We start from the raw sequence: 12,313 nt of genomic DNA, 5'->3' as shown, positions 1-12,313 counted from the left end.
AATGTTAATAATTTGACATGTAATCAATCAATTGACTTCTATGGAGGTTAAAAGTGTTTGCAGCCGAAAGAATATTTTTCCCCGTAATTATCTACGCAAAAAACTGGTATTCATGAATGATAACGGTCGCATGGCATTTTTCGCCGCGCTGTAGGACTAGAGAAGTTAACGAAACGATGGTACTCGTCGATCGATATATTATCGATATATTAGTGAGGCTTAGATGATCCATAAATCCATTTTTAACGCGGTTTTAGCGCTTTCGTTGGCTGCATTTGCAGCCGGGGCGAATGCTGCGGTTGTGTCGTTCAACGAAAACAACAATTGGACTAAAGGCGCTCTATCCTTCACCGGGTCAGACGGCACCACCGTGACGGCGCAAGGCTCGCTTTACGATGACAAGCGGACGGATCCACTGTTTTATGGTGATCCATACATTTCGAGTTGGGCCGGATCGTTTGGCGGTATCGGCATTTGCAGCGGTGACAAGAAAGTAAAGACAAACACAAACAGCATCTCGAGCTGTAATGACAATCACCAAGTCGACGGTAAAGGCTCCAACGAGGCTGTTATCCTAAACTTCGTCGGTCGGCAGGTGAATCTGCTCAGTGCGACGTTTGCCTATGTCAGTAGGAATGACGACTACGAAGTCTTTATGGGAAACGGCGGCGGATATAATCTTGGGATGTCTTTGCCCAACAATTGTTGGACCTGCACTGTCTCCAATTTCAGCGTGGGGTCAGACTCATCCTTTGCATTCGGAGCGTATCACAAAAACGATGACTGGAAGCTTCAGGCTCTTGAGTATGAGATAATACCAACGCCCCTGCCTGCAACTGGTTGGTTGATGATGGCCGGTATTGGTGCCCTCGGCTTTGCCCGGCGCCGCAAAACCCGGCCGTCACTTCGCTGATCCGCAACATCCGAAGCGAAACCGACAGTCCGTGCCGTCCGTTTAAACATTGCCTGCCCAACAGCTAATTATCCGCAACCTATCTACAGGACGTCACGGCGCAATCGATTTCAGGACGATTGAGTTGCAACCCGCCAAGGCAGTATCGCTATAGAGTGACAAACTGCTTAACTTTCGGTATGGTGTTTGTGAATTGCCTCGAACCGCTCAGCATGTATTGTGCCGCGGGTAATCAAAGAATGTCTTGAGGACATATTATTATGACAACGAAAGCTGATGAAAGCCATCTAGGCAAGTTCGCCGAGGGGTTCATGACCTGGGGTCTGTTCTGGCTTCTGGCTATGTCGATCGCGGCAGGTGTTTTTTTCAGTCATGGCTTCGTCATCTTGCTCGATGCGTGGAGTGAACCGGAATACAGCCATGGTCCTTTGATCCCTGTGCTGTCTGCGCTCATGTTCTTGCGCGAGATGAAGCTGTTTCCGCCGCAGCCGGGCCCTAAGAATGATCGCTGGCAGGGTGTTCTTGTTGTCGTATTGGCGATTTTGCTGGCTGCAATGGGCAAATTGCTGAAAATCGACTCCTTCGAGGCCTATGCCATCATTGTATGGGTGGCAGGCATCATCCTCATCAGTTTTGGATGGCAGACTGGCAAGTTCTTCTGGCCCTCTGTGCTTCATCTGGTCTTTATGCTGCCATTGCCCGGGATGGTCTATTACGAGGTCTCGACCATCCTGCAGCTCGTTTCATCCGAATTAGGCGTCTGGTTTCTTAGGCTGGCTAGCGTACCTGTATATCTGGACGGTAACATTATTGATCTGGGTGTCCTCAAGTTGCATGTCGCCGAGGCATGCTCTGGCCTTCGGTACATGTTCCCGATCATGAGTTTTTCATACATTTTCGCAGTGCTGTACCAAGGACCGAAATGGCACAAGATGGTTCTCCTACTGGCGGCCGCACCTATCGCGATATTGATGAACTCGGTCCGGATCGCGATGGCCGGAATTCTGATGCAGTACTTTGGCCCCGAATGGCTGGAAGGCTTCACGCATTTCTTCGAAGGCTGGGTCATTTTCATGGCTAGTGTTTTTCTTCTTTTCGTTCTTGCTTGGGTGATGCTCAAGCTTAACCCCCGCAAGATGTCGCTGACCGAGGCGCTTGATCTCGAAACAGATGGGCTCATGGCGCAGCTGGCCCGCCTGCAGTATGTTTACCCGTCGCGCGCGCTGATCACCGCGTCAGTGTTTGTCATCGCTGTCGCAGCCGCGTGGCCGTTTATGCCGTCCCGCGAGTCGCAGGCACCGGACCGCTTGGATTTCACGGCCTTTCCGAAACAGATCGGTGATTGGCGCCAATACGGGGATGAGCAGCGGTTCTCACCACTAGTAGAGCGGATCCTTGCTGCGGATGATTACATAAACGTCCAGTACGGTCGCTCGCCCGGCGAACCCACTGTTGATTTCTTTTCAGCCTGGTATCGGGATCTGGCCGAAGATGGCGTGGTGCATACGCCCGAGATCTGTCTCCCCGGCGCGGGCTGGGAGATTGCGAAAGTCGAACGCGTTGATATCTCTGGGGCACTTGGCCTCAGTGAACCCTATGAAGTCAACCGCGTGATTATTCAGAAAGGCGAGCAACGACGTCTAGTCTATTACTGGTTCAAGCATATGGGCGTGGCCATTCCACGCAACACCAGGGCTAAATTTAATGTGCTTACGGGCGGTGTCATGGCTGGGCGTTATGACGGTGCAATCGTGCGAATTATCAGTCCGATCGGCAAAGACGAGCCGGAAGCGGTGGCCGAAGAAAAGATGAATGATCTTCTCAGAGAGATGCTCACGGATTTGCCTCGATTCGTCCCGTCCTGATCTGAACCAAGTGCTTTGTGCGGCCTGCTAAATCTCCGCGGGCTATCAAGCGTACTCGGTTTGATCTGCGACGACGAGTGCCCAAAGCCGTATTCGAAATCAGCGCCTTGCCGATTAAGAATCGACAAGTCTAAGCGTCTGGCCTGTCTACTCCTACGCGCCATAGAAAGAACTGGTCCTAGCTTCCAGACCACCAGTATGCAGACGTTTTGAATGAATTATAGGTTCGTTTGGTCTGCTAACCTCATTGGCTCTTTTTTGCTGTCAAAACCTCATCGGGGGGCCAATATGCCGTGGGCCGAATGCGGGCGCTCGGATGTAGCGCCTCGACGGAGCGGCCCGCTTTTATGCTGTTAGACAGCCGCCAAGCGAGAGCTTTGCGGCTGTACCAATCTATGAGTGCGAGCAAATGTACAAAGCCGCGCATACTGTTCTTAGTCGAGCAGTCTCAAGGTGAGACGCTCTATTGGGTTAGCCGGTCGATGATTAAGAGATTGCTCACTGGTGCACTAATCGTTTCGAACGTTTTGCGCCACTTAATTGACGGAGCTTCCGTCACATAGATCGTGTCACCGTCATGGATATCAAATTGCCGTGCCAGCGGGATCCCGTTTGGTTTGGTCAAATCCATCACATAAATCACGCTTTGCTCGGTAACGATATCGGTGCGCTGCAACAACGTGTTCACAAATCCGGCCGAATGTTCACGAACGACGAAAATTCCGGTTGGATCCGCTCTTTCACTGTCCAGACCACCGACTTGTGCAACGGCCTCAAGTGCGGAGGGTTGCCGACTTTGAAACGGTTGGTTGGTTTGCTCGCCAATTGCGCCCAATATGGTGAAGGTACGCGGATCACGCTCCACGAGCACCTGATCCCCAGACCGCAATGTAAAGTTCAACCTCGGGTTCTTGTAAATATCTTCGAACCAGAAATCCCCGGTTTTGTGGTTTCTCAACAGCGAGATACGCACCACTTCGGACGGTGCCGTCATTCCGCCTGCAACCGCCAAAAGTTCGGTTAGGGTGTCGTTGGATCGCTGGATCGGGTAGACGCCCTGAGTGGCCACGCCGTCTCCCAGAACGGATACAGTGGCACCGTCGCCTGGTGCGCGCGTCACGACAACCTGAGGTTCAGGTGTCAGCGCACTCAATTTGTTTGTGATGATCTCACGAAGGCGATTAGGGGAGTTTCCTGCTGCTCTAACACGTCCTGCATATGGAATGAAAATAAACCCTGCACCGTCAACTTGAATGGAATTCAGATTGGTTGAACCCGCATTGCCACGCGCCAAAACGCCGTCTTCTATATTTTCAAAGATAGTGAGTGACAACGTGTCGCCTGGTCTGATCACATCAGAAGACGGACCCGATGCCGACAGAAGTTCATTTGGAAATGACGACCCAGTCCTGGCAGCGGTCAACGAGGTGATGCGCTTATCGACAAAGACGATTTGGGTTTGCTCCGCTTCGTCAAATTTAACATTCAACAGCTCATTTTTGCTTGGACCTGGTCGAGCGATAGTGCAAGCGCCCAGAATAAAGGTGATCCCAACCACTTTCAGTACTGTAAGCTTTGGATTTCCCATCTTGCGACCTCACGAGCGTGTATGTTTTGTTTCTTTAGCACTAGGCGTGACCGTTAACACACCGCTGCGCCATTTTGCGAAAATCTAATGGGGCATGGAAGATTAAAGAAACGTTATTCGACATTTCTGTCACACTTAAGAAAACCTGTTGCATTAGTGGATCATAGCGGAAAACGGATAATGCACAAAAAATGCGCCGGCTCGGTATGCTTATAGGGCGCTTTGCGAACCCCTGAAACTGGAATTTTTCGCAAAACGCTGCTTTATACTATTCTTGAGCGGGGTCAGGGTTCTGAAGACTCTGCATCAGCTTTCGGGCCTCCTCAATCTGCGGCCGTGAATCGGCTGGCCCGGCGATCTCGATCGATTTTCGAAATTGTTCAAGTGCCTCCTCCGAACGGTCCACTGCGAGATAAACCTGTCCCAAATGATATTGTACAATCGGATCTGCTGGCAGGCCTTCAGCAGCGCTCTCGAGAATTGGCAAGGCTTCTGCGCTGTCGCCTCGCTGGTGTAAAAGCCAGGCGTAAGTGTCTTGCAGGGCAGGAAAGTCGGAACCGCGAAGACGGCGCCCAATTGTCCATGCGCGCGCTTGGCTTGCTTCGTCGGTACGGTAGGTGGAGAGCAAACTTGCTAGATTGTTTGCAACGACGGTGGAGCTAGAATTTTGCTCGTAGAGAATCTCGTATATTTTGATGGCCGTTTCAATATCTCCGTCACTTTCCGCAATCGAGGCCCTTGCCCACAACAGGTCAGGGTCTTCGGGCGCGTGTGTGAGTCCGCCATCAATGGCTGATTTTGCCGCTTCACGGTCACCCTTCAACAGACCAACCTGCGACAATCTCAGCCAAGCGCCTGCGTTACGAGGCGCATCATCGATAAGCTCTTTATAAAGTGAAGCTGCGGCATCGTAATCTCTAGCGGCAGTGTGGGCCACTGCCAAAACGACCAGCAGCGCCTTGCTATCGGGGTCCGCTTCTCTCAATTCCTTCGCCAAGGCTAAAGCACCGTTAAGATCGCCTGTGCTGATCCGGGCGCGAACCAGCGCGATTCGAGTTCCGACAGTCGCATCGGTCTCATTGGCAAGACCTTCAAGATGGGCCATCGCCTCGGACGGTCCCTTCTGCAGATTCAGCTGCTCTGCCTCCAGCCCATTAGCCACCTGGATGGCCTGTTCCCCACCAATTCGGCGCAACGAGTCGATCACACCAGTCGCGCGGCCATAATCTTCCATGCGGAGATAAAGCTGGCCCAGCATCGATAATAAGCGCGTGTTTGTCCGATCTAGACGCAGAGCCGGGATCAAAACATCCTCAGCGGGAAGATACCTTTCATCATCGATCAAGACGCTCGCGTAGCGCAGAGATTCACTAGGCGCATTGCCGGATGCCTGCACGGCTTGAGCCAGAAAGTCTTTGGCTAAGTCGGCCTCGCCTGTGCGACTGTACGCGTTTGCCATCAGGGTCATCGCATCCGCGTCATCCGGATTTTGGTCAAGCACCAGACGCAGCGCCGCGATGGCGGGCCCTGTTTCATCAGCGTCGATCTGCCAGGCCGCCTGCATCTTCAGCGCCTTGGGATGTGTCGAATTTTCGGCCAGCAATTCCTCAACATGGGTGCGTGCGCCAACTTCATTGCCAGTTTTCAGCAGCATCTCCGCCAAAAGCACTTTAACGCTGTCCGTTTGTTCGGAGGTCACGCCCTCCCCAGAAGCCTTGGATGTTTCTAGCACATTTTGCAAAGCTGCAATCGCCTCTGTGCGTTTGCCCTCAGTGAAATCAAACCCTGCTCCGATTATTTGGAATGGGAGCGGATCATTACTTTCGGAAATGGCTTTCGCTGTTTCTTTGCGGGCTTTCTCAAGGTCGCCGGTCTCTGCCAAAAAGCGAATGAGATCGACTTTCGCGCCTGTCTCGTCGGGTGCGGCTTCGTCCACCAGTTCACGGAGGAAGGCTTCCGCACCATCCAGATCATTCTGAGAGACAAGATAGCGTATAAGCGTGGCTTTCTGCCCGGAATCTTCTGGAAAAATCTTAACCATTTCACGAAGTTGGGTCTCGATACCTTCGCTATCTTGCATCATCGCCAGAATACGGAGACGCTCTTGGTAATATCGGGCTCTCTTGCGATCGTTGCCAATCAACCAGTCGATTTCGGCAAGGGCTCGGGCAAAGTCCTGCTCACGGATCGAATGATCCATAATTAGACTGCGCAAGAGCAGACTTTCAGGGTTTTGCTCAAGCATTTTGATAGCTTGATTGCCCATTTCACGACGGTCTGACGCTTCGCCGTCATTAGCAGCCTCCCTGTAGGCGAGGGTCAGGGCAATTGCCTTTACGCGCGGGTCGTCAGGGGCCAGTTCCATCGCCTGCGTGCCAAGCCGATCCATCTCGTCCCAGCTCCCGAAGTTGAACGCCAACTGCGCAAGTTGAATTCTGCTTTCGTAATCGTCCGGGTCGCGCTCTGCCAAAATTGAATATTGGGCGAAAGCGGCACGCTCATTGCCTTGCTGCATATGCAGTTCAGCCAAAGCCTGGCGCGCCTTAATATGTCCGCTATTGAGCTCAAACACGTTACGCAATTCCACGATGGCGCGATCGACATCGTTGTCCTGAATCAAGGCGATCGCGTTTTGAAAGTGTTTCTCGGCACGTTCTTCGGGAGAATCGCAGGCCGCGAGAAGTAACGTGCCTGAAAGCAAAATTACGGCTGGAAAAAGTCGTTTATAAATCCGCACAGTTACGTTCCCTATTCAGATGCAAAATCCGCCGGTGCCAAAAGGCACTTAGAGCAGGTACTCAATGTTCGCGGAAATTGCCGTCGACAGCAAGTCAACGCGCACGAACCGAGGGCTTTTTTACTAATTCAGGCATCAGCCGCGGCTGAGCCGTGCACAAAGGGCAATATCCTAAGTGATTTTCTTTCATACCGAAACTGTGCGCTGCTAGATACGGGCAGATCGATTCGGTGCATATGGTGTGTCCTGTCACCCTGACCTACGAAGTTTTTGTCGGGTTTTCGTCATCCGGTGTCCGCCGGCCGATGGCAATTGCCGCGATCCCGCCAAAAAGAAATCCCCCAAGGTGAGCTTGCCAGGCGAGCTGGCCTTTCATGGCCCACCAATAAACCAAATTCAGCACTATTAGGAGGAAGATTGCCACTGCAAGATATCGAAGGGCCTCGCGATCTTCCCGACTGTCCTGAAATTCCCATGCCAAAATAGCGCCCAGCAAGCCGAACAACGCGCCCGAAGCACCCACCATCGGCTGCAGGTTCTCCGCCAGATAGGCAAACCCGATTCCACCCCCTAAAGCGGAAATTGTATAAAGAAATATGAACCTGCCCTGCCCCACACGGTTCAGCACCACCGAGCCTAGAGAACAGAGCGTGATCATGTTCACAGTAAGATGCACCAATCCGGTATGCAAAAAAACATGTGTGATAAACATTAAGTAAGGCTGAGCGGCATAGTTTGGCTTCCAGTTGTCGAGCAAACCAGGCCAGAATGCTCCATAGTAGTAGACAAACGATCTCAGATGCTCTGGAAGAATCATGTCAATGTCGCTGAGCGTGAGCACACCTTCAAAGGTGCAACACACCGTCACGAGTGCATAAAGGAACATATGATCTCTGTTCAGCATTGAGCATGTCGCTTTGTGACGGAGCCGCCCGCAGGGTCCGGGGCTTCTCGCCAAAAAAACCGGAATTTGCAACGATTTCTTTTTCATCACGGATAAGCTTGGCAGAATCCGAGCTTTGTTTCCATCTGGGAAACAGTCAGTTTGTGTATTTTCATGAGAAACCAGAAGAACTTAGTTCTGAGGCTAATTCAGTTGACTCACCGGAGTGCTAGGCGTAATAGTTAATATTATTGCTAGCACGGAACCCATGTGGTGTTTGCGTGTTTATACTCTACACAAAGGGGGAGATATATTATGAAGTTCTTTAATAGTGCTCTAGCTGCAGGGATCGTCGCGTTCTCCGCATCCGCGGCGACAGCAGCAACAGTTATGATCGACGATTTTAATGCCCAGCAGTACGTCGAAGATGTACCGAGGGCTACCGAAACCAACATTAGTACCTTGGCGACTGCGACCGTCCTGGGTGGGTCGCGTACGATGAGCGTATCGACTTCCCCGAACAATGGTACGAACCCTATAGCTGGCTCAACACTGGAAAGCACTGGTGCTGCAGGCTTTCCTGCCCCCAGTGTTCTGAAATTTGCCAACGACACTTTTCAGCGAGGTTTGGCGACTGTAGTTTATGGTCTGGCCGCTGGTGGCGTAGCGCTGGGTGATTTGACCGATGGCGGCCTTAACGATAAGTTCTTCTTCGAAGTTGTCAGCGGGGATTTGCCAGGGACCGTCTACACAGCTACTGTAGAAGATACCTTGGCGAATTCGCACACGGTTACAGAACTTCTAGTCCCAGGATTTTCTCCTTTCCAGGCGTTTTCTGACTTTGTCGGTGTTGATTTGTCATCCGTGGCGTCTTTGACGTTTACGCTGGACTCCAATGGTGTCGAGGCCTTTGACGGTGCGATTGGTTCAGTCTCTGCAGTGCCGGTTCCTGCGGCAGGTCTCCTGCTGCTTGGCGGTCTGGGTGGTTTGGCAGCGGTCGGCAGACGCCGTCGTCGCAAGTCGTAACTTAGCGACTACAGGGACCACAGGCTCCTGATAGTGATAAATTGAAAAGCCGCGACAGTAGTCGCGGCTTTTTGCGTCTGACTGTCGGCTCATTCTCTTGCTGGATTGCTTTCAAGCCCTGCTTTCGCAGCAAGGCAGCGCCAAACTCTACTGATCTCCGCACCGCCTACTTGTACCAACCGGCGGAGAACCACTGTACATTGCGCGAATCTTCGCCGCATAGGAAGTGTTATCCTTGGCCTCACCAGTTTGCTGAGTTACTTCGTCAGCGGCGGATGTGGGCAGTACATTAAGTGAAATTACCGTCATGGACGGGTATCACGTAATATTCTTCATCTGAAAATCAATCAAAGACCCTTTTCGGAGGCACGACTCATGTTGTGTGTAGTGCCTTTCGGATCACCCTCAAACCTAGACGACGGAGCACTAAATGGATCAATTTGACAAAAATACCAAGCTTTTGACACCTTCAGTCATGTTAACAATCTGTTTCCGCCCAATTTGCGCCCTGATTTCATAGTCACTTAAGATGAATGCCTTCTTGTGAACGTGGGCAATTGATGGAGAGCACTATGAACAAATTGAACCCGACACGTGGGCACCTGCTTGAAACATTCGGCTTAGATCTAGACCTAGCACATGGAGTGGACAGCACTCTTATCGATGCGGGCGGTCGCCGCTATCTGGATTTTCTTTCTCAATATGGTGCTTTGCCCTTTGGTCACAATCCAACAGAAATCTGGAATGCGTTAAACCGCCAACAAAATTTGCTAACCCCCGTGATGGTGCAACCTCTTCGTGCCTCGGAAGCAGAGAAATTAGCCGAAACACTGGCGCGCATCACACCGCACGATCTTGAGATCGTAACGCTGGCCAATACAGGCGCAGAAGCTGTTGAAGCCTCTATTAAGCTTGCTCGCGCACGCAGTGGACGCGACAATATTCTCTCCACCCACAATGGTTTTCATGGTAAAACAATGGGCGCCCTGTCAGCTACCGGTAAGTCTTTGTATCAAAAGGACTTTGGCGGACCAGCGCGTGGGTTCGAATACATCCCTTTCGGTGATCTCAACGCCCTCGAAAGCAAGCTCGCTGAATCGGGCAATGACATCGCGGCCTTTATTGTCGAACCGATCCAAGGCGAAGCCGGCGTAGTTTGCCCCGCCGAGGATAACTACATTGACGCGGTGATCCGCCTTTGCCGAAAATACGGTGTGCTCAGCATCATTGACGAAATTCAAACCGGCCTGGGACGAACCGGGAAGCTTTTCGCCTGCGAAGATTGCAGTGAAGCCCCCGATATGCTGCTTCTTGGCAAGGCATTGGGCGGTGGCTTGATGCCAATCTCAGCGGTCATTGTGCGCCCAGAAGTCTGGGATGACCGGTTTGGTCTGCTACACAGCTCAACGTTCGCCAACAATAATTTGGCCTGCGCAGCGGCGAATGCGACAATTGATTTGCTATTGAAAGACGATCAGGCCTTCATCAAGCAGGTTGCTGAAAACGGAACCCATTTTTCCAGCCGTCTGCAGTCGCTCATGATGCGTTATCCGGGTGTTGTGAGTTCGGTTCGTGGTAGCGGCTATATGCGGGCGATCGAGTTTCACAAGCCTTTTGAACGGGGCGATTCGGCGGCGATGGCGTTTTGTGGCTTGAATGGCGGGTTTGTCGGACTTCTAAGCTCGTATCTGCTCAATGTTGAGGCCGTTTTGACCGCGCCGGTGTTTAACGATACCAGTGTAATGCGCCTGCAGCCGCCATTGATCGCAGATAAATCTGACATAGACCGCTGCGTTGACGCACTTGAATCCGTTTGTGATGTGCTCGACCGTGGAGATTATCGCAGACTTATGCAGCATTTGGTGTCATCCAAGCGCACTGAGCAGCTTAAGGACAAGGCACCTTTCTTGCCTCAGCAAGGGCCAGCGCGAGGCTTGCCCGAACCGACTCCGGGGCGTTTTTGTTTCCTAATCCACTACACTGAAGAAGAGGATGTGCTGCGTTCCGATCCGTCCTTCGCTGGCTTCAGCGAAGAGGAAAGGGCCAACTGGATGGAATGGGTCAAGCGTGTCGGTCCGGGCTTTGCCTGGCCGGTAAAAGGCGGGACCTCGCGAGCCGGGGCCTCAGCGGAAGGGATGATCATGTCGGTGCCTCTGCTGCCCAAGGATATGATGGGTAAAAACCGCAAAGCCGCGCGCCACATGATCAAAGCCTCGGCCGGTATGGCAGCCGAATATGGAGCGAGCCGTTTTGGCCTCGGTGCGTTCACATCCATTGTCACTAGTGGCGGCGCAGCCGTTACGGGTGAGGGCGTGCCTGTCACCAGTGGCAACACACTCACTACAGTGTCGGGTGTAACTGCGCTCACCCGCGCCGCACGCCGTGTCGGGATGGATCCAGCCAATGCGCATATTGTGGTGGTCGGTGCGACAGGAGCGATCGGTCGTTTGGCTAGTTTGATGCTGTCCAGGCAGGCAAAGCGCCTGACCTTGGTTGGCAATGGCGGAAATGTACAGGCGCACAAGTTCTTGGACAAGGTTGCTGATGAAGTCGTACATGCCCTGGCTTCGGAGCAGCCTACCCACCGCTGCGGTGGTCTGAGCAAAACCGTGCGACACCTGATGTCTGGGAAAAACGCGGATACCGTTAAAGGCGCGGCGAAAGAATTTGAGCAAGCCTGTACGCGAATGGGGCAAGGCGCACCAATTCAGGTAACAACAGATCTCAGAGATGCTCTGGAGACTGCCGATATGGTTCTGGTCGCCACCAGCGCAGATGTCACGTTCCTCGACCCAACCCAGCTTCGCCCGGGTACGGTTGTGTGTGATGTTGCGCGGCCTGCCAACGTGGCTCATGCAGATTTGTCAGACAATGGTGTGCTAGTGTTTGATGGTGGACTGGTGAACCCACCTTTCCCGGTAAACCTTGGGCCCTTCCAAAACCTGCCGGATAACCTGTGCTGGGGATGTCTTGGAGAGACGATGCTGCTGGCGCTGGAAGGAGAAACTGATGATTACAGCATTGGTCGTGATCTAAGCTTGACACAGGCGGATCGTATGTCTGAAATGGCCCGCCGACACGGGTTCGAGCCTGCCGAGCCTCAATGGTACGGTACCATGCTTGTCGATGATGACTTCAAACGCGTGGCCAAAGCCTATGCGCGGCGCCAGAAAGAAGAAGCATCTAACAACGCTGTCGAAGTCAGTCTGGCCGCACATTGACTGTGTCTAATGCCGGAACCAGGCGCCCTTGTGCCCATCCGGAGCTGAGCGGTATTTGAAATAGATGCGCCAAAGCGTTT

At 52.5% G+C, this 12,313-nt stretch carries 7 protein-coding genes; 4 read left to right on the top strand and 3 right to left on the bottom strand.

The annotated features are described in order from the left end of the window. Positions 1 to 223: 223 nt before the first annotated feature. Positions 224 to 913: a VPLPA-CTERM sorting domain-containing protein gene (locus OS189_RS14215; RefSeq protein ID WP_267167989.1), complete on the top strand. Its 690-nt coding sequence runs from the start codon at positions 224 to 226 to the stop codon at positions 911 to 913. A gap of 260 nt (positions 914 to 1,173) precedes the next feature. After that, positions 1,174 to 2,778 carry a VPLPA-CTERM-specific exosortase XrtD gene (gene xrtD, locus OS189_RS14210; RefSeq protein ID WP_267167988.1) on the top strand — a complete coding sequence of 535 codons (1,605 nt, stop codon included), beginning with the start codon at positions 1,174 to 1,176 and terminating at the stop codon, positions 2,776 to 2,778. 463 nt (positions 2,779 to 3,241) lie between these two features. Here xrtD and OS189_RS14205 read toward each other — a convergent pair whose 3' ends face one another. From OS189_RS14205 to OS189_RS14195, 3 genes are all read right to left on the bottom strand, one after another. Further along, entirely contained in the window at positions 3,242 to 4,366 is a 1,125-nt protein-coding gene (locus OS189_RS14205; RefSeq protein WP_267167987.1) for a polysaccharide biosynthesis/export family protein, read from the bottom strand. Positions 4,367 to 4,634: 268 nt separating this feature from the next. Continuing rightward, positions 4,635 to 7,103, bottom strand: coding sequence for a tetratricopeptide repeat protein (locus OS189_RS14200; protein WP_267167986.1), 2,469 nt, complete (start codon positions 7,101 to 7,103; stop codon positions 4,635 to 4,637). A gap of 259 nt (positions 7,104 to 7,362) precedes the next feature. After that, positions 7,363 to 7,989 (bottom strand): rhomboid family intramembrane serine protease, encoded by a 627-nt coding sequence (locus OS189_RS14195; RefSeq protein ID WP_267167985.1) that lies wholly within the window; start codon positions 7,987 to 7,989, stop codon positions 7,363 to 7,365. A gap of 312 nt (positions 7,990 to 8,301) precedes the next feature. Between OS189_RS14195 and OS189_RS14190 the strand changes: the two genes are divergently transcribed. Beyond that, positions 8,302 to 9,012 carry a VPLPA-CTERM sorting domain-containing protein gene (locus tag OS189_RS14190; RefSeq protein ID WP_267167984.1) on the top strand — a complete coding sequence of 237 codons (711 nt, stop codon included), beginning with the start codon at positions 8,302 to 8,304 and terminating at the stop codon, positions 9,010 to 9,012. A 572-nt stretch (positions 9,013 to 9,584) separates the two neighbouring features. Beyond that, a complete protein-coding gene (locus OS189_RS14185; protein WP_267167983.1) occupies positions 9,585 to 12,233 on the top strand; it encodes an aminotransferase class III-fold pyridoxal phosphate-dependent enzyme in 2,649 nt (882 codons plus the stop codon). Positions 12,234 to 12,313: the final 80 nt, after the last annotated feature.

Source organism: Sulfitobacter sp. F26169L (assembly GCF_026410285.1).
Taxonomy (GTDB): Bacteria; Pseudomonadota; Alphaproteobacteria; order Rhodobacterales; family Rhodobacteraceae; genus Sulfitobacter.
This window is presented reverse-complemented; position numbering and strand designations above follow the sequence as displayed.

Excerpts from the sequence above, each read along its gene's own strand:
- OS189_RS14215 (WP_267167989.1), top strand. The coding sequence starts at position 224 with ATGATCCATAAATCCATTTTTAACGCGGTTTTAGCGCTTTCGTTGGCT.
- xrtD (WP_267167988.1), top strand. The coding sequence starts at position 1,174 with ATGACAACGAAAGCTGATGAAAGCCATCTAGGCAAGTTCGCCGAGGGG.
- OS189_RS14205 (WP_267167987.1), bottom strand. The coding sequence starts at position 4,366 with ATGGGAAATCCAAAGCTTACAGTACTGAAAGTGGTTGGGATCACCTTT.
- OS189_RS14195 (WP_267167985.1), bottom strand. The coding sequence starts at position 7,989 with ATGTTCCTTTATGCACTCGTGACGGTGTGTTGCACCTTTGAAGGTGTG.
- OS189_RS14190 (WP_267167984.1), top strand. The coding sequence starts at position 8,302 with ATGAAGTTCTTTAATAGTGCTCTAGCTGCAGGGATCGTCGCGTTCTCC.
- OS189_RS14185 (WP_267167983.1), top strand. The coding sequence starts at position 9,585 with ATGAACAAATTGAACCCGACACGTGGGCACCTGCTTGAAACATTCGGC.